A 16,649-nucleotide genomic window follows, 5' to 3' on the forward strand; every position below is an offset into this window, starting at 1 on the left:
GACGGCCATTATCGGCCATCAAGAGGGTCAGGCTGAACCGCGCGCTCAGGCTACCAGCGCGCGGGTGGTGTCAACGTACTGCTGCAGGCGCTGACGGGCGCTGCCGTTGGCGATGGCGGCACGGGCGCGGGCCAGGCCGTCGCCGATGTCGCTGGCCACGCCGGCCACGTACAGCGCGGCGCCTGCGTTCAGGGCCACGATGTCCAGCGCCGGGCCGGGGGTGTTGTCCAGCACCGCACGCAGCATGGCAATGGACTGCTCCGGGCCGTCCACGCGCAGGTTGCGGCTGGCCGACATGGCGATGCCGAAGTCCTCCGGGTGGATCTCGTACTCGCGCACCTTGCCGTCGCGCAGTTCGCCAACCAGAGTGCCGGCGCCCAGCGAGATCTCGTCCATGTTGTCGCGGCCCCAGACCACCATGGCGCGCTCGGTGCCCAGCTCGCGCAGCACCCGCGCCTGGATACCCACTAAATCGGGGTGGAACACGCCCATCAGCACCGACGGTGCGCTGGCCGGGTTGGTCAGCGGGCCAAGGATGTTGAAGATGGTGCGCACGCCCATCTCGCGGCGGACCGGCGCAACGACCTTCATCGACGGATGGTGGATCGGCGCGAACATGAAGCCGATGCCGGTCTGTTCGATGGCCGCGGCCACCTGTGCCGGCTGCAACTCGATGGCCGCACCCAGCGCTTCGACTGCATCGGCGCTGCCGGACTTGGACGACACGCTGCGGTTGCCATGCTTGGCCACGCGCGCGCCGGCGGCAGCCGCGACGAACATCGCGCAGGTAGAGATGTTGAACGTGTGCGAGCCATCGCCACCGGTGCCGACGATGTCGACCAGGTGGGTGCTGTCAGCCACCGGCACCGCCAGCGCGAACTCGCGCATTACGGTGGCCGCCGCGGCGATCTCATCGATGGTTTCCTTCTTCACGCGCAGGCCGGTGAGGATGGCAGCGGTCATCATCGGCGACACGTCGCCGCGCATGATCTGCCGCATCAGGTCGACCATTTCGTCGAAGAAGATTTCGCGGTGTTCGATGGTGCGTTGCAGGGCTTCCTGGGGGGAGAAGCTCATGGGAATGCTCCTAGGATCAGGCCGCCGGACGCTGCAGGAAATTACGCAGCAGGGCGTGGCCGTGTTCGGTGAGGATGGATTCGGGGTGGAACTGCACGCCTTCCACCGGGAACTGGCGGTGGCGCAGGCCCATGATCTCTTCGATCGAGCCGTCGTCGTTCTCGGTCCAGGCGGTCACTTCCAGCGCGTCGGGCAGGCTGTGCTTGTCCACCACCAGCGAGTGGTAGCGGGTGGCCTGGTAGCGGTCCGGCAGGCCGGCGAACACGCCCTTGCCTTCATGGCGGATGGGCGAGGTCTTGCCGTGCATGATGTTGCCGGCGCGGATGACCGTGCCGCCGTAGACCTGGCCGATGCCCTGGTGGCCCAGGCAGACGCCGAGGATCGGCGTGGTCGGTCCCAGGCGCTCGATCAGCGCCAGCGACACGCCCGCTTCGTTGGGCGTGCACGGGCCGGGCGAGATGACGATGCGTTCGGGCTTCTGCGCGGCGATCTCGTCCACGCTCATCGCATCGTTGCGCACCACCTTCACCTCGGCACCCAGCGTCTGCAGGTACTGCACGAGGTTGTAGGTGAAGCTGTCGTAGTTGTCGATCATCCACAACATGGTCAGGTTCCGTCGCTTATCAGGAAAATGGCGTATACGTTTTCGGTGTAGGTGATGGGGCCGGCTTCGATGGATTCGCGTTCAGCGGGCGCCGGCGCCGAGGCCGGTGCGTAGCTGCCGGTCACCGAGATCCTGTCGAGATACTCACCATCCTCGCCCAGCTGCGGCCATTGCCCGGCCTGGATGCCATAGGCAAAGTTCGGCGCCACATCGGAGATGCTGTACAGGCCGCGCACTTTTGTTCCATAGGCCTTGGCCAGCCCCTGCGCGGACTCGCGGGTCTTGGCCGCGGCCTCGCCCTTGAGCTCGCGGCGCAGCGCCACTTCGCCCGAGTAGGTCGGGGCAACACTGCTGACCTGCACGTTCTCATTGGCCTTCAGCGCACCCAGCACGTCCTGCATCTGCTTCACGCTGGCGAAGCTGGCGCGCAACTGGCGCGACACCTGGGTACCCATGAAGACCTGCCGGCTCTGCTCAAAGCGGGTTGCCGGACCGATCCGCAGGTTGTCCGCACGTACGCTGCCTTCCACCGCCTTGTACTGCTTGAACAGCGCCAGCACGCGGGCAACGTTGTCCTGCACGCGGCGGCGCGCTGCATCCGCATCCATGTCGGTCTCTTCGATGTTCAACTGCAGGCCGAACCGGTCCGGCATCACCACGCGGCGCGCCTCGCCCTTCACCAGCAGGTGCGGCTGCGAGGGAATGGTGTTGGCCTGCGCCCACGCAGACGGGGCCATCGTGGCCAGCAGTGACGACCACAGCAATGCGCTCAGCAGCTTCATGCGGTACTCCTTGTCTTGAATGGGAACAGCGGAAGGTGCCGCGGCGTCGGCCACGGCACGGCAGAACTCACAGGCCCTTGGCGGCCTGGGCGACGGCGCGGAACAGCGCGCGGCCCTTGTTCATCGTCTCGTCCCATTCCTTGTCCGGGTCCGAGTCGTAGACGATGCCGGCACCGGCCTGCACATACAGGCGGCCATCCTTGATCACCGCGGTGCGGATCGCGATCGCGGTATCGGCATCGCCGTGCCAGCCGATGTAGCCGATGCTGCCGGCGTAGACATTGCGCTTGATCGGTTCCAGCTCGCGGATCACTTCCAGCGCGCGGATCTTCGGCGCACCGCTGACCGTACCGGCCGGGAAGGTGGCACGCAGCACGTCGGCGTAGCTCAGGCCCGGCTGCAGCTGCCCGGTCACTTCGCTGACGATGTGCATGACGTGGCTGTAGCGTTCGATCACGAACTGCTCGCCCACTTCCACGGTGCCGGCCTTCGAAACACGACCGGCGTCGTTGCGGCCAAGGTCGATCAGCATCAGGTGCTCGGCGCGTTCCTTCGGATCGGCCAGCAGCTCGGCTTCCAGCGCCTGATCCAGCTCCGGCGTGGCACCGCGCGGGCGGGTGCCGGCGATCGGGCGCACGGTCACTTCACCATCCTGCAAACGCACCAGGATTTCCGGCGAGGAACCGACCACCTGCAGGTCGCCGACATCCAGGAAGTACATGTACGGCGAGGGATTCAGTGCACGCAGCGCGCGGTACACATCCACCGGGCGCGCCTTGAACGGCACGCTCAGGCGCTGGCTGAGCACCACCTGGAAGATGTCACCAGCACGGATGTATTCCTTGCTGCGCTGGACCGCATCGACGAAGCCTTCGCGGGTGAAACCGGAGACGAAATCGGACTCGTCCAGCACGTCGCTGTTGAGCGGTGCGGGATAGCCGGCACCCGGTGCGCGCAGCTTGGCGGTCAATACATCCAGGCGTGCCTGCGCCTGCTCGAACGCACCCTCGACACGCGGGTCGGCATGCACGATCAGGTACAGCCGGCCTTTGAGGTTGTCGAACACCGCCAGCTCGTTGGAGTCCAGCAGCAGGATGTCCGGCGTGCCCAGCTCGTCGCGGCCGGCCGGCGGGGCCAGGCGCGGTTCGATGTAGCCGATGCACTCGAAACCGAACCAGCCGACCAGGCCACCGGTGAAGCCCGGCAGGCCTTCCAGCTTCGGTACCGAGTGGGCGCTGCGCAGCGCCTCGACTTCGGCGAAGGGATCGGCCACTTCGCGGGTGTCGACCACCTGGCCATCCTCGCGCACGGTCAGGGTGTGGCCGTGGAAGGCGTACACGCGACGTGCCGGCAGGCCGATGATCGAGTAACGACCAAAGCGCTCGCCGCCTTCGACGGATTCAAACAGGTAGGTATTGGGGCCGTCGGCGAGCTTCAGATAGACCGAAAGCGGCGTGTCCAGGTCGGACAGCACTTCGCGGACAACGGGAATATGGGTGTGGCCTTCAGCGGCCTGCTGCAGAAACTGAGCGTGCGAGTTCAAGACGACTTTCCTTCCGGGACACAGCGTTATGGGGACGGACGACGGCAACAGGCCACCATCGCCACCAACGGCGTGCGGAAGAAAGGGTATGCGGGGTCGTCAGGCTGGACACCCTTTGACTGTATCGCAGCTTGGGCGGGAGGGGAACCCTGTGAAACTGAACCACGGTCCCCCTGGGGCCGGCCACGGGGACCGATGACGGGGACCGGCAGGGTCGACTGCTCTTCGTTCCGACGGCGTAAAACCCCGCGCTACGCGCGCATGTCGACTGACAGTCGACTCTACCCCTGCCGGCCCTGCAACCCCTGCCCACCCAGCAACGGACAGTCGGCCGGCAGATGCATCCTCACCCTGCCCGGCACGCACTCGATGCGGAAGTGGCGGGCCTGTACCGGCTCGCCGTCCAGGTTGAGCGTCAATGGGCGCTCGGATTCCACCTGCAGCCACGGCAGGCGCGCGCGCGTCGCCAGCTGTTCCAGCGCGGCCTGGGTGCCGGACTTCAGCATCTGGCCAAGCGTGGCGGTGACCTCACCTTCCAGCTCCGGAAGTACGGTTACATCCAGCAGCCCATCGTCGATCAGTGCCTGCGGGCACAACTGTTGGCCACCGCCGGCCTGGCGCCCATTGCCGATGCCGAGCGCAATGAAGTCGCCTTGCCAGGCGAAATCCGGGCCCGACAGCCGCGCGTTGATCGGCTCGATCCGCCCCAGCTTTGCAATGCCGGTAATCACGTAGGCCAGCCCGCCCAGCATCTTCTTCAAGCCGGCATCGGTCTCCACCGTCACCTGCGTGCCGAAGCCCCCGCTGGCAAGATTGGCACACCACCAGGGCGTGCCATCGGCGTCCACGCGCAGCAGATCGATGGCATGCGGCGTGGCCTGCCCGATCAAGGCCAAGGCCGCCTTCGGCTCGGTCGGGATGCCGGCCGCAGTCGCGAAGTCGTTGGCGGTCCCCATCGGGATCAGCGCCAGCGAGGGCAACGCATCTGCCGGTTCCTCGCGATGCGCCAGCGTTTCTGCAACCGCGCTGAGTGTGCCATCGCCGCCGGCAGCAACAATCACGTCCACGCCATGGTCGATGGCCTCGGCCACGTAGCGCTCGGCGTCGCCGTCCTCCCAGGTCACCCGCACGTCCAGCTGCACGCCCTGCCCGCGCCAATGGCCGACGGCGTCGCGCAGCTCCTCGTTGCCTGCGGATTTTCCGTTGAGGATCAGGCGCCAGCGCGGGGTGGTCATGCGGTGCTTCCAGGACGGGGGTGGCACAGGCTAGCAATGCGCCGTTTGTCCGCAGTGAATGTCACGCAGGTGTCATTCAGCTACTGGAGAATGGAAGGCCATAGCAGGGACGACGGATGGAGGCAGGATCAGCCTCCCACGCATGCAGCAAGGCCACGCCAGTGTTTGGCGTGGCTTTTTTTTTGGGTGCGTAGGGAGTGCGAACCAAGGTTCGCACCCACCGGGTTGCGGTTCGCACCCACCCGATTGGTAGATCCACGCCATGCGTGGATGCACTTCGCCTCAACCGTTGGCGAAATCGTGCAGCGCCTGGCCCTGCAGCCGGTACACGGTCCACTCGTCCTGCGGTTTCGCGCCGACGGCGATGTAGAACTCGATGGCCGGGGTGTTCCAGTCCAGCACCGACCATTCAAAACGGCCGCAGCCTTCGGCCACGGCCTGGCGCGCGATGTATTTCAGCAGCGCCTTGCCCGCGCCTGAGCCCCGCTTCTGCGGGCTGACGTACAGGTCTTCCAGGTAGATGCCCTTGCGGCCGAGCCAGGTGGAATAGTTGTAGAAATACACCGCATAACCGATCGCTTCACCGTCGGCTTCGCAGATCAGCGCGCTCGCCGTGGCGTCGGCGCCGAACAGGCTTTCGGCGATGCCGATCTCATCGGTCTGCACCGAATGCTCGGCTTTCTCGTAGATGGCCAGTTCGCGGATGAACTGCAGGATCAGGCCGGCATCGGCAACGGTGGCCGAGCGAATGTTCAGGAGTGCCATGGGCAGAAAAAGAGGACGGAGGGGTCAAGCGAGCTTAATCCCCTCCGTCCCTTTTTTGTCAGCGCGCCGCGGCGACGTTGGCGCGCATCTGCGCGATCACGTCCTGGTAGCTGGTCTTGGCGTTGAAGATGGCCGAACCGGCGACGAAGGTGTCGGCACCGGCCGCAGCGATCTCGCCGATGTTGTCGGCCTTCACGCCACCGTCGATCTCCAGGCGGATGTCGCGGCCGCTGGCATCGATCTTCTTGCGCACCACACGCAGCTTGTCCAATGCCGAAGGAATGAAGGCCTGGCCACCGAAGCCCGGGTTGACCGACATCAGCAGCACCAGGTCCAGGTCATCCAGCACCCAGTCGAGGATGTCCACCGGGGTGGCCGGGTTCAGCACGATGCCCGGCTTGCAACCCAGCGAGCGGATCAGCTGGATGGTGCGGTGCACGTGGCGGCTCGCTTCCGGGTGGAAGCTGATGTAGGTGGCACCGGCCTCGGCGAAGTCCGGGATGATGCGGTCCACCGGTTCGACCATCAGGTGCACGTCGATCGGCGCGGTCACGCCGTGCTTGCGCAGGGCCTGGCAGACCATCGGGCCGATGGTCAGGTTCGGCACGTAGTGGTTGTCCATCACGTCGAAGTGGACCCAGTCCGCGCCGGCGGCGAGGACGTTGTCGACTTCCTCGCCGAGGCGGGCGAAGTTGGCGGACAGGATGGAGGGGGCGATGAGGCAGTTGGACATGGCCGGGCCTTGCAACGGTAGGAAAGGGGGTCAGCGCTTGCGCAGGGTCTTGATGCGGTCGTAGGCGGCGTTGATCCGCCGCGACTTCTGCTCGGCCTGCTGCTGCAGCTCGGGGGCCGCGCCACCGAGCTTGTCAGGGTGGTACTGGGAAATCAGCTTGCGGTAGGCGCGCTCGACCTCGGCATCGGTGGCCTCGGAAGTCAGCCCCAGCTCCCGGTACGGGTTCTCCTTGTTCAGGCGGAACCAGTCCGAATCGAAGGCATGGCCGATCAGCAGACCGATGACCGCACCGAACAGCGGATTGGGCCGGAACAGCAGCGCGCCGGCGATGAATCCGAGCAGTTTTCCGTACCAGCGCATGGCGCCCCAGGGTCGACCGGCGAAATGGACGCTCATTTTACGTCACAGCGGGCCCGGACCGCTTTACACTAGGCCGCCCGCTGGTCAGCGGGCCCGCCGGGTCCGTTGGGCAGCCGTATCGACGAAGCCCCAGGAGTGCCCGTGCCAACCACGCTGTTGCAATCCGATCTCCCCGGCCTGCCCTTGCGCCACCGCGGCAAGGTGCGTGACGTGTTCGATATCCCGCGCGAGCGGCTGCCAGCCGGGACCCCACCAGGCGACTACCTGCTGATGGTGGCCACCGATCGCCTGTCGGCCTTCGATGTGGTCCTGCCCGACCCGATCCCGGGCAAGGGCGAGATGCTCTGCCAGGTCTCCAACTTCTGGTTCGCCAAGACCGCGCACCTGATGCCCAACCACCTGACCGGCATCGATGTGGCCAGCGTGCTGCCCGAGGGCGTGGACCCGGCCCTGTACGCCAAGCGCGCGGTGGTCACCCGCAAGCTGAAGCCGGTGCCGGTGGAAGCGATCGCCCGCGGCTACCTGATCGGCAGCGGCTGGAAGGACTACCAGCGCACCGGCAAGGTCAGCGGGATCGACCTGCCCGATGGCCTGCGCCAGGCCGAGCAGCTGCCCGAGCCGATCTTCACCCCCTCGACCAAGGCCGCCGTCGGCGACCATGACGAGAACATCGATTTCGATGCGATGGTGAAGCAGGTCGGTGCCGAGATGGCCGAGCGCGTGCGCGATGCCACCCTGCGCATCTACAAGTTCGCCGCGGACTACGCCCGCGAGCGCGGCATCATCCTGGCCGACACCAAGTTCGAGTTCGGTACCGACGCCGATGGCCGCCTGTACATCATGGACGAGATGCTGACGCCGGATTCCTCGCGTTACTGGCCGGCCGACGAGTACGAAGTGGGCACCAGCCCGCCGAGCTACGACAAGCAGTTCGTGCGCGATTACCTGGAGACGCTGGACTGGGGCAAGACCGCCCCGGGCCCGACCATCCCGGCCGAGATCATCGAGCGCACCCGCGCCAAGTACGGCGAGGCGCTGCAGCGCCTGGCCGGGATCAGCGTCGACTGATCCCCTGCGCCCCCGGCCGGCCCGGCTGGGGGCGTTCTGAATGCGGTACTGCCGGCCGCTGGCCGGCAACCTCGCGAACCTGCAGCCAGGCATGGCCTGGCTCTACTGCCGGTTGCCTGGGGTAGTGCCGGCCGCTGGCCGGCAACCTCGCGAACTCGGCTATGCTCTGGATTGCCGGCCAGCGGCCGGCACTACCGTTGTCCGAGGAAGCAACGCAGCATGCAGACCACCACCGAGCTTGCGCGGCCGATCGACCGCTATTTCGCCAGCTATTCCGACGACCACCGCAATGTCATCAACCAGCGCATCCACGTGGTGGCGGTGCCAGCGATCCTGTGGTCGGTGGTGGCCCTGTTGTGGTGCGTGCCGCCGCTGATCACCTGGTTCCAGTACGGCATCTGGTCGGCGTTCGCGATGTTCAGCGCCTGGTGTTTCTACAACAAGCTGTCGCGCTCGCTGGGCATCGGCATGCTCATCCAGTTCTTCGTGTTCGGCTGCCTGTGCCGGCTGCTGGAGGCGGAAATCGGCCTGCACAACCTGTTCTGGCTGGCGGTGGGCGTGTTCGTGGTGGCCTGGATCGCACAATTCATCGGCCACAAGTTCGAGTGCCGCAAGCCCAGCTTCCTGACCGACCTGACCTACCTGCTGATCGGCCCGGCCTGGGTGATGGCCAAGGCCTATCGGAAGCTCGACTGGCGTTACTGACCCGACCACGACCGGCAAGAGCTGTTGTTTCCTGAACGGGCAGATTCCGTCACCCGCACTCCACGACGGCCCTGCCAGCCTGCGCCGGTGACCCGCCCCCCACCTCCCGCCCGTCGACGGCAGCCCCTGTGCGACAGGGCCTGCGGTCTCCCTGCGTGGGCGTAGGGTGATCCCCGAGGGCAACCCGGGAGCGACTGCAGGAACGTGATGTTGCGCCGCAGAAAAAATGAATCAGCGAACGTTACATGCAATTGATCGCTGTTCAATGGGTTTCGGCGACATTTCGCAGCCTGTTATCCTCCCTGACCTGCTCGTGAATCATGGATTCCCTGCATGCTCCCCAGCCTGCCCCTGCTGCTGGCCCTGCCGTTCCTGATGGCAGTGGCTGTTGCGGCCTTCCCCCGTAGTTCGCGCTCGACTGCTGCCTGGCTGGCGGCGCTGGCGCCGTTGGGCGGGCTGGCCATCCTCGCCTGGCTGACCCCATCGGTGCTCGACGGCCAGGTGGTGCGGACGATGGTCCCCTGGCTGCCGCAGATCGGCCTGGACTTCACCCTGCGCCTGGACGGGCTGGCCTGGATGTTCGCCGGGTTGGTGCTGGGCATCGGCGCACTGGTGGTGCTGTATGCGCGCTACTACCTGAGCAGCCAGGACAACGCACACCGCTTCTATACCTACCTGTTGCTGTTCATGGGCGCCATGCTGGGCATGGTGGTATCGGGCAACCTGCTGTTGCTGATGATTTTCTGGGAAATGACCAGCATCAGCTCGTTCCTGCTGATCGGCTTCTGGTCGCACCGCCAGGACGCCCGCGAGGGCGCGCGCATGGCGCTGGTGATCACCGGCGGCGGTGGTCTGGCCCTGCTCGGTGGCGTGCTGCTGATCGGCCGCATCGTCGGCAGTTTCGACCTGGACGTGGTGCTGGCCGCAGGCGAACAGATCCGCGCCAGCGCGCTGTACCCGTACGCGCTGTTCCTGGTGCTGGCCGGCATCTTCACCAAGAGCGCGCAGTTCCCCTTCCACTTCTGGCTGCCGCACGCGATGGCCGCGCCCACGCCGGTCTCGGCCTACCTGCACTCGGCCACCATGGTGAAGGCCGGTGTGTTCCTGCTGGCGCGCCTGCATCCGGCATTGGCCGGCAGCGATCTGTTCTTCTACACGGTCAGCGGCATCGGCGCGCTGACCCTGCTGATCGGTGCCTGGAACGCGATCTTCCAGCACGACCTGAAAGGCCTGCTGGCCTACTCGACCATTTCGCACCTGGGCCTGATCACCCTCCTGTTCGGCCTGTCCACGCCGATGGCGGTGGTGGCCGGCGTGTTCCACATCCTCAACCACGCCACCTTCAAGGCCTCGCTGTTCATGGCCGCCGGCATCATCGACCACGAAACCGGCACCCGTGACATGCGCAAGCTGGGTGGCCTGCGCAGGCTGATGCCATTCACCAGCGCGCTGGCGATCATCGCCTCGCTGGCGATGGCCGGCATCCCGTTGCTCAACGGTTTCCTGTCCAAGGAAATGCTGTTCGCCGAAGCGCTGACCGCCGGTGGCGGCCCGGGCGCGATGCGCACGGCCGTATCGATCGCGGCGCTGCTGGCCGGTGTGTTCGGCGTGGCCTACAGCCTGCGCTTCGTGCACGACACCTTCTTCGGCCCCGGCCCGCACGACCTCGACCGCGTTCCGCATGAGCCGCCGCGCTGGATGAAGGTGCCGGTGGAACTGCTGGTGGTGATCTGCGTGGCGGTGGGCATCGCCCCGGCACTGACCGTGGCGCCAGTGCTGCATGCCGCTGCGGCCTCGATCCTCGGCAACGCCATGCCCGAGTACAGCCTGGCCGTATGGCACGGCTTCAACCTGCCGCTGGCGATGAGCGCGATCGGCGTGGTCGGCGGCGTGGCGCTGTACTTCGGCCTGCGCAGGCTGATCAACCTGCACGGGGTGACCAATACCAGCCCCGGCCGCAACGTGTTCCACAGCCAGCTGGACCTGCTCTCAGCCGCAGCACAGCGACTGACCAACGGCATCGCCAACGGCAGCCTGCAGCGCATGCTGCTGGGCCTGGTGCTGGTGGCGATCGTGGTCGCCGCCGCGCCGTTCGTGGCCAATCCGGCCTCGCCGAGCTGGACCGCGCCGCAGCCGATCCCGCTGCTGGGCTGGGCGCTGTGGCTGGTGATGATGGCCTGTGCGGTCGCCACCCTGCGCGTCTACAAGCAACGCCTGCTGGCGGTGCTGCTGGTCGGCGGCGTCGGCCTGATGGTGGCGCTGACCTTCGTGTTCCTGTCCGCACCGGACCTGGCGCTGACCCAGCTGCTGGTGGAGATGGTGACCCTGGTGCTGATGCTGCTGGGCATGAACTACCTGCCTGCGCAGTCCGGGCCGGAGCGTCCGCGCTGGCGCAAGCGCCGCGACGCAGTGATCGCGATCATCGCCGGGGCCGGCCTGGGCGCGCTCGCCTACACCGCGATGACCCTGCCGCCGAACACCATGGCCGGCGAGCTGCTCGCCCGCGCCCTGCCCGAGGCCTACGGCCAGAACGTGGTCAACGTGATCCTGGTCGACTTCCGCGGCTTCGATACCTTCGGCGAGATCACCGTGTTCGGCATTGCCGCGCTGGTGGTACACGCACTGCTGCGACGCACGCGGATGGCACCGGAGCAGATCATGCCCGGCCCGCCGATCAAGCTGCCGGTGCCGGCCGACCTGGCCCAGATCATGTTCCCGCTGACCCTGACCGTGTCGATCTTCCTGTTCCTGCGCGGCCACAACGCACCTGGCGGTGGTTTCATTGCCGGCCTGGTGCTGGCCGTGCCGCTGCTGATCCAGTACGTGATCCAGGGCACCACATCGGTGGAATCGCGCTTCGGCTTCGACTACATCCGTTGCATCGGCATGGGCCTGCTGATCGCCATCCTCAGCGGCAGTGCGTCGATGCTGTTCGGCGTGCCGTTCCTGACCAGCGGCCACCTCGACCTGCACCTGCCGCTGATCGGCGAGGTACCGCTGGCCAGCGCGATCGGCTTCGATATCGGCGTGTACCTGGTGGTGTTCGGAGGCGCGATGCTGATGCTGTCGATGATGGCCACCGTGAAACCCTCTCGTACCCGCACCGCGCGCAAGGGCGAGATCGACCTGCAACGCCGCTCGGCACGTACCGGGGAGATGCACTGATGGAACTGGCCCTGGCCTCCGCGATCGGCGTGCTGACCGCCATCGGCGTCTACCTGCTGCTGCGCGCACGCAGCTTCGATGTGATCCTGGGCATGACCTTCCTGTCCTACGCCACCAACCTGCTGATCTTCGCCGGTGGCCGTGTGGTGCTGGGCAAGGCGCCGGTGCTGCAGGAGGGCGTGGACAGCAACCTCGGCAACTACACTGATCCGCTGCCACAGGCGCTGGTGCTGACCGCCATCGTCATTGCCTTCGCGATGACCGCAGTGAGCATCGTGCTGGCCATGCGCAGCCGCAGCGACAACCACAGCGACCACGTGGACGCCCACGAGCCGGATGACGACCTGCAGGATGAGGGTGTGCCGCCGCGCCAGGGCGAGGACCGCGCATGAACCATCTGGTGATCCTGCCGATCCTGGTTCCCCTGCTCGGTGCCGCGCTGTCGCTGTTCGTCGAGCACCGCCGTTATGGCCCGAAGGTGCAGCGCGCGGTGGCCTGGACTGCGCTGTCGGCGCTGGCGCTGGCGGTGGGCCTGCTGCTTGCCACCACCGCCACTGGTGAGATCAACGTCTACCTGCTCGGCGACTGGCCGTCGCGCCTGGGTATCGCGCTGGTCGCCGACCGGCTGTCGGCGTGGATGCTGCTGACCACCCTGCTGCTGGCCATTCCCTGCCTGCTGCATGCCTGCTCGGGCTGGGACCGCCGCGCACCGCACTTCCATGCGCTGTTCCAGTTCCAGCTGGTCGGCCTCAACGGTGCGTTCCTGACCGGCGACATCTTCAACCTGTTCGTGTTCTTCGAGGTGATGCTGATCGCCTCCTACGGCCTGCTGCTCAGTGGCGGCCGCGGCCTGCGCATGCGCATTGGCCTGCACTACGTGGTGTTCAACGTCACCGCCTCGACGTTGTTCCTGATCGCGCTGGGCCTGCTGTACGCCTCGCTGGGCTCATTGAACATGGCCGAGCTGTCGCAGCGCATCGCCGAGGTGCCGCCGGCACAGCTGACCCTGGTGAAGGCGACGATGGGCCTGTTGCTGCTGGTGTTCTGCGCCAAGGCCGCACTGATGCCGCTGTACCTGTGGCTGCCTGAAGCCTATTCGCGCGCGCCGGCCGCCGTGGCCGCGCTGTTCGCAATCATGACCAAGGTCGGCCTGTACGCGGTGCTGCGCATCCAGATGCTGTGGTTCGGCGACGATGCCGGTGCGATGGCCGGCTATGGCCGCGACTGGCTGCTGTGGGCCGGCGTGGCGACACTGGTGCTCGGTGGCCTCGGTGCGCTGGCCGCGACCCGCCTGCGCGTGCTGATCTCCTACCTGGTGATCGTCTCGGCCGCCACGCTGTTCATCGCCTTCTCGGTGGGCACGCCGCAGGTGCTGTCGGCCGGCCTGTACTACCTGCCGCACAGCAGCTTCGTCGCCGCCGCGCTGTTCCTGATCGCCGACCTGATCCGCCGCCGCCGTGGTGGCGCCAGCGACCGCAAGGAAGTGATCGCGCCGATGCCGGGCAAGGAAACGCCCGCCGTGCTGTTCCTGATCGCCGCGGTGTCGGTGGCTGGCCTGCCGCCGCTGTCCGGCTTCCTGGCCAAGGCCGCACTGCTGGCCGGCATGCCGGCGCAGTACACCGGCCCGGTGTGGACTGCCGTTCTTGTCAGCAGCCTGCTGGTGATCATGGGCCTGACCCGCGGTGGCATCCGCCTGTTCTGGCGCGTGCCGCCAGTCGATCCGGATGCGCCGCCGCCGCGCAAGGCACGGCTGCGCCGGGTCGAGCTGTACGCGGCCTGCATCCTGCTGGCCTATGGCATCGGCATGACCCTGGCCGCTGCACCGCTGATGCGCTACACCGACGCCACCGCCGCACAGCTGCTGCAGCCCGGCGAATACGTGCAGCAGCTGCGCGCGACCGCACCGGAGATCCGCCAGCCATGACCGCCCAGCGCTCCCTGTTCCGCCGCATCATTCCCTCACCGATGCTCAGCATCATGGTGGTGGCGTTCTGGCTGCTGATGTCCGACAGCTTCACCGTCGGCCAGACCGTGCTCGGCCTGGTGCTGGGCGTGGTGGTGCCATTGTTCGCCGCACGCCTGGACCGCGAATTCGCCCGCATCGGTACCCTGCGCCCGCTGCCGAAGCTGCTGTGCGTGACCCTGTGGGACATCCTGATGTCCAACATCCGCGTCGCCCTGCAGGTGCTGGGACCGGAGAAGAACATCCATCCGGGCTTCATCTGGCTGCCGCTGGACATCGCCAACATCCACGGCATCGCCGCGCTGACCAGCATGATCACGCTGACCCCGGGCACGGTTTCGGCCGCGCTCAGCGAAGACCGCAGGTTCCTGCTGGTGCATGTGCTGCACCTGGAAGACCCGCAGGCGCTGATCGATACGATCAAACGACGTTACGAAGCCCCGTTGATGGAGATTTTCCCATGACTGGATTCCAGATCATCCAGACCACGCTGGTGGTGTGCATGCACGTGGTCGGCCTGGCCATGCTGCTGGCTACCTGGCGCCTGCTGCGCGGACCGACCGTGCCCGACCGCATCCTTGCGCTGGATACGCTGTCGGTGACCGCCATCGCCGAGCTGATGCTGTTCGGCATGTACCTGAACTCCGCGATCTACTTCGAGGCTGCGCTGGTCATCGCCATGCTCGGCTTCGGCAGCACCGTGGTGCTGAGCAAGTTCGTGCTGCGCCGGGACATCGTCGAATGATCACCGCGATCCAGATCGGCCTGTCGATCCTGCTGCTGTTCGGCTGCTTCTTCATCCTGGTCGGTGCGCTGGGCCTGGTGAAGCTGTCCACGTTCTTCAAGCGCCTGCACGCGCCGACCAAGGCCAGCACGCTGGGCGTGGGCTGCGTGCTGGTGTGTTCGGTGTGCTACCACATCTTCCTCGGCCAGGATCCGCAGCCGCGCGAGCTGCTGATCACCGTGTTCCTGTTCATCACCGCACCGATCAGCGCGCACATGATGGCCAAGGCCGCGCTGTCGCTGCTGATGGAAACCCGCCCCAGCCTGCCCGGCAACGAACCGGCTGCCGAAGAGCAGCTGCCGCCGCCGGAGCCGGTGCGTGAGGAAGAAGGTTCGCAGGGCCGGTAACCCCGGTAGAGGCCGACCTTGGTCGGCGCTTTGTTGCTGCGAGTGCCAACCAAGGTTGGCAGCTACCAGGTGATCGGTGGTGGGTGCCGACCGTTGGTCAGTACGGAGCCAACCGCATACACGCATGGCGTGGATCTACCGACCGCAATGCCCGGTAGAGGCCGACCTTGGTCGGCGCTTTGTTGCTGCGAGTGCCAACCAAGGTTGGCAGCTACCGGGTGATCGGTGGTGGGTGCCGACCGTTGGTCGGCACGGTGTTCTTGGCACCAACGGCAGCCGAGCATAGGCTCGGCTCTTGTGTCTTGGATCGTGCCCTGATCAGGCACAATCCCCCGTTGACCCGGGAGGCTCCGATGACGCTGCCTCGGCTCTTAAGCCTTCGAGCTTGCAAAGTAGATTCAGCGTGTCGGCGGCCTGACACCGCCATGGAACTTGAACGGTATCTTAGGCCCGCCATCGGGTGAGAGCCTGTACTCACAAGGGCAAGTCTGGCGGCTTCCGATCACGATCGTAAGTTCAAGCTGGAGCGAAATCATGCAATTTATCGGCATCGACGCAGCCAAGGCGACTTTTGACATCGCCCTGCCTCTATCTCACGGCAAGTATCGAACCAAGGCCAAACTCCCCAATACGCCAAAGGGTTTTGATGAGCTTCTGGCCTGGCGCGCCAAACATGCGCCGAACGCGGCGGTAGGTATGGAGGCTACAGGCATCTATCACGAGGCCTTGGCTCAAGCACTGGTGGAAGCGGGGGTAGTGGTTCATGTGGCCAATCCCGCCCGAGTAAAGGCGTTTGGGCAGGCGGAGGGGATGCGGACCAAGACTGACCGCAGCGACGCCAAGCTGATTGCCCGGTTTTTTGAGGCACAACGCTCGGAAAAGCTGTATCCCTACGTTCCACCGACGCCCTCGGAGGTGAAGCTGCGCGCCTTGGTACGGCGTCGAGATGACCTCCAGGAAATGCTGCAGATGGAGCACAACCGCCTGGACGTTGCCGATATCTCGGTCCAGCAAGGGATCAAGGATGTGATCCGGACGTTGGAAGAGCAGATCAAGCAGGTCCAGAAGGCGATTGAGGACCATATCGATAACGATCCGGACCTGCGCCGGCGTCATCAACTGCTTACCAGCATCCCCGGTGTAGGCAACACCAGCAGTGCCCAGCTGTTGGCCATGCTGGGGGATCTAAGCAAATACAGCGACGTGCGCCAGGTGGTTGCCCACGCGGGCCTGAATCCGGCCCAGCGTCAATCAGGAAACTACGAAGGCAAATGCCGGATATCACGCGTCGGCGACGCCAATTTCCGCAAAAAGCTGTACATGCCGGCGCTGACCGGGAAGACCCACAACCCCACACTGAAGTCCTTTGCAGACCGGCTCAGCGCGAAAGGCAAGCCCTTCAAGGTCGTCATGTGTGCAGTGATGCGCAAGCTCATCCATCTGATTTGGGGCGTACTGAGAAGTGGCCGACCCTTTGAGCCTGACGTCGCCCTTGCCTAGGCGAGGGCGACACGGTAT

At 66.0% G+C, this 16,649-nt stretch carries 17 protein-coding genes; 9 read left to right on the plus strand and 8 right to left on the minus strand.

From position 1 onward, the window contains the following. Positions 1–45: 45 nt before the first annotated feature. The 8 genes from trpD to AC3ITW_RS20415 form a co-directional block, all read right to left on the minus strand. Positions 46–1,077, minus strand: coding sequence for an anthranilate phosphoribosyltransferase (trpD, locus tag AC3ITW_RS20380; protein ID WP_006399001.1), 1,032 nt, complete (start codon positions 1,075–1,077; stop codon positions 46–48). A 16-nt stretch (positions 1,078–1,093) separates the two neighbouring features. Then, positions 1,094–1,681 (minus strand): anthranilate synthase component II, encoded by a 588-nt coding sequence (locus AC3ITW_RS20385; protein WP_012512314.1) that lies wholly within the window; start codon positions 1,679–1,681, stop codon positions 1,094–1,096. A 2-nt stretch (positions 1,682–1,683) separates the two neighbouring features. Then, on the minus strand, positions 1,684–2,463 hold the full coding sequence (locus AC3ITW_RS20390; RefSeq protein ID WP_012512315.1) for an SIMPL domain-containing protein: 780 nt from the start codon (positions 2,461–2,463) through the stop codon (positions 1,684–1,686). Positions 2,464–2,530: 67 nt separating this feature from the next. Further along, positions 2,531–4,006, minus strand: coding sequence for an anthranilate synthase component I (gene trpE, locus AC3ITW_RS20395; protein WP_100435360.1), 1,476 nt, complete (start codon positions 4,004–4,006; stop codon positions 2,531–2,533). 281 nt (positions 4,007–4,287) lie between these two features. Continuing rightward, positions 4,288–5,241: a lipid kinase YegS gene (yegS, locus tag AC3ITW_RS20400; RefSeq protein ID WP_100435361.1), complete on the minus strand. Its 954-nt coding sequence runs from the start codon at positions 5,239–5,241 to the stop codon at positions 4,288–4,290. A 282-nt stretch (positions 5,242–5,523) separates the two neighbouring features. Next, a complete protein-coding gene (locus AC3ITW_RS20405) occupies positions 5,524–6,006 on the minus strand; it encodes a GNAT family N-acetyltransferase (protein ID WP_006399036.1) in 483 nt (160 codons plus the stop codon). A 58-nt stretch (positions 6,007–6,064) separates the two neighbouring features. Next, the gene (gene rpe / locus AC3ITW_RS20410) at positions 6,065–6,739 is read right to left on the minus strand and encodes a ribulose-phosphate 3-epimerase (protein ID WP_006399038.1); all 675 of its coding nucleotides are present in this window, start codon (positions 6,737–6,739) and stop codon (positions 6,065–6,067) included. Positions 6,740–6,769: 30 nt separating this feature from the next. Next, on the minus strand, positions 6,770–7,099 hold the full coding sequence (locus AC3ITW_RS20415; protein ID WP_006399039.1) for a J domain-containing protein: 330 nt from the start codon (positions 7,097–7,099) through the stop codon (positions 6,770–6,772). 141 nt (positions 7,100–7,240) lie between these two features. Between AC3ITW_RS20415 and AC3ITW_RS20420 the strand changes: the two genes are divergently transcribed. The 9 genes from AC3ITW_RS20420 (at position 7,241) to AC3ITW_RS20460 (ending at position 16,631) form a co-directional block, all read left to right on the plus strand. Next, on the plus strand, positions 7,241–8,167 hold the full coding sequence (locus AC3ITW_RS20420) for a phosphoribosylaminoimidazolesuccinocarboxamide synthase (RefSeq protein WP_006399041.1): 927 nt from the start codon (positions 7,241–7,243) through the stop codon (positions 8,165–8,167). Positions 8,168–8,386: 219 nt separating this feature from the next. Then, entirely contained in the window at positions 8,387–8,872 is a 486-nt protein-coding gene (locus tag AC3ITW_RS20425) for an Mpo1 family 2-hydroxy fatty acid dioxygenase (protein WP_489389885.1), read from the plus strand. A 333-nt stretch (positions 8,873–9,205) separates the two neighbouring features. Further along, the gene (locus AC3ITW_RS20430; RefSeq protein ID WP_100435363.1) at positions 9,206–12,037 is read left to right on the plus strand and encodes a monovalent cation/H+ antiporter subunit A; all 2,832 of its coding nucleotides are present in this window, start codon (positions 9,206–9,208) and stop codon (positions 12,035–12,037) included. Beyond that, positions 12,037–12,429, plus strand: a complete 393-nt coding sequence (locus AC3ITW_RS20435) for a Na+/H+ antiporter subunit C (RefSeq protein ID WP_006399164.1) — start codon at positions 12,037–12,039, stop codon at positions 12,427–12,429. The genes AC3ITW_RS20430 and AC3ITW_RS20435 overlap by 1 nt, the downstream gene beginning before the upstream one ends. After that, positions 12,426–13,961 (plus strand): monovalent cation/H+ antiporter subunit D, encoded by a 1,536-nt coding sequence (locus tag AC3ITW_RS20440; RefSeq protein WP_489389886.1) that lies wholly within the window; start codon positions 12,426–12,428, stop codon positions 13,959–13,961. Before AC3ITW_RS20435 ends, AC3ITW_RS20440 begins: the two co-directional genes overlap by 4 nt. Continuing rightward, the gene (locus AC3ITW_RS20445) at positions 13,958–14,464 is read left to right on the plus strand and encodes a Na+/H+ antiporter subunit E (RefSeq protein WP_006399169.1); all 507 of its coding nucleotides are present in this window, start codon (positions 13,958–13,960) and stop codon (positions 14,462–14,464) included. Before AC3ITW_RS20440 ends, AC3ITW_RS20445 begins: the two co-directional genes overlap by 4 nt. Further along, a complete protein-coding gene (locus AC3ITW_RS20450) occupies positions 14,461–14,745 on the plus strand; it encodes a K+/H+ antiporter subunit F (protein ID WP_006399171.1) in 285 nt (94 codons plus the stop codon). Before AC3ITW_RS20445 ends, AC3ITW_RS20450 begins: the two co-directional genes overlap by 4 nt. Next, complete coding sequence (locus AC3ITW_RS20455) at positions 14,742–15,131, plus strand: Na+/H+ antiporter subunit G (RefSeq protein ID WP_006399173.1); 390 nt, start codon at positions 14,742–14,744, stop codon at positions 15,129–15,131. Before AC3ITW_RS20450 ends, AC3ITW_RS20455 begins: the two co-directional genes overlap by 4 nt. A gap of 534 nt (positions 15,132–15,665) precedes the next feature. Further along, positions 15,666–16,631 carry an IS110-like element ISStma4 family transposase gene (locus tag AC3ITW_RS20460; RefSeq protein WP_012510657.1) on the plus strand — a complete coding sequence of 322 codons (966 nt, stop codon included), beginning with the start codon at positions 15,666–15,668 and terminating at the stop codon, positions 16,629–16,631. The last annotated feature ends 18 nt before the right edge of the window (positions 16,632–16,649 follow it).

Source organism: Stenotrophomonas sp. KH_052 (assembly GCF_057838755.1).

Bases quoted from the DNA above. Each gene is read 5' to 3' on its own strand.
- trpD (WP_006399001.1), bottom strand. From the start codon at position 1,077: ATGAGCTTCTCCCCCCAGGAAGCCCTGCAACGCACCATCGAACACCGC.
- AC3ITW_RS20385 (WP_012512314.1), bottom strand. From the start codon at position 1,681: ATGTTGTGGATGATCGACAACTACGACAGCTTCACCTACAACCTCGTG.
- AC3ITW_RS20390 (WP_012512315.1), bottom strand. From the start codon at position 2,463: ATGAAGCTGCTGAGCGCATTGCTGTGGTCGTCACTGCTGGCCACGATG.
- yegS (WP_100435361.1), bottom strand. From the start codon at position 5,241: ATGACCACCCCGCGCTGGCGCCTGATCCTCAACGGAAAATCCGCAGGC.
- AC3ITW_RS20405 (WP_006399036.1), bottom strand. From the start codon at position 6,006: ATGGCACTCCTGAACATTCGCTCGGCCACCGTTGCCGATGCCGGCCTG.
- rpe (WP_006399038.1), bottom strand. From the start codon at position 6,739: ATGTCCAACTGCCTCATCGCCCCCTCCATCCTGTCCGCCAACTTCGCC.
- AC3ITW_RS20415 (WP_006399039.1), bottom strand. From the start codon at position 7,099: ATGCGCTGGTACGGAAAACTGCTCGGATTCATCGCCGGCGCGCTGCTG.
- AC3ITW_RS20425 (WP_489389885.1), top strand. From the start codon at position 8,387: ATGCAGACCACCACCGAGCTTGCGCGGCCGATCGACCGCTATTTCGCC.
- AC3ITW_RS20430 (WP_100435363.1), top strand. From the start codon at position 9,206: ATGCTCCCCAGCCTGCCCCTGCTGCTGGCCCTGCCGTTCCTGATGGCA.
- AC3ITW_RS20435 (WP_006399164.1), top strand. From the start codon at position 12,037: ATGGAACTGGCCCTGGCCTCCGCGATCGGCGTGCTGACCGCCATCGGC.
- AC3ITW_RS20440 (WP_489389886.1), top strand. From the start codon at position 12,426: ATGAACCATCTGGTGATCCTGCCGATCCTGGTTCCCCTGCTCGGTGCC.
- AC3ITW_RS20445 (WP_006399169.1), top strand. From the start codon at position 13,958: ATGACCGCCCAGCGCTCCCTGTTCCGCCGCATCATTCCCTCACCGATG.
- AC3ITW_RS20450 (WP_006399171.1), top strand. From the start codon at position 14,461: ATGACTGGATTCCAGATCATCCAGACCACGCTGGTGGTGTGCATGCAC.
- AC3ITW_RS20455 (WP_006399173.1), top strand. From the start codon at position 14,742: ATGATCACCGCGATCCAGATCGGCCTGTCGATCCTGCTGCTGTTCGGC.
- AC3ITW_RS20460 (WP_012510657.1), top strand. From the start codon at position 15,666: ATGCAATTTATCGGCATCGACGCAGCCAAGGCGACTTTTGACATCGCC.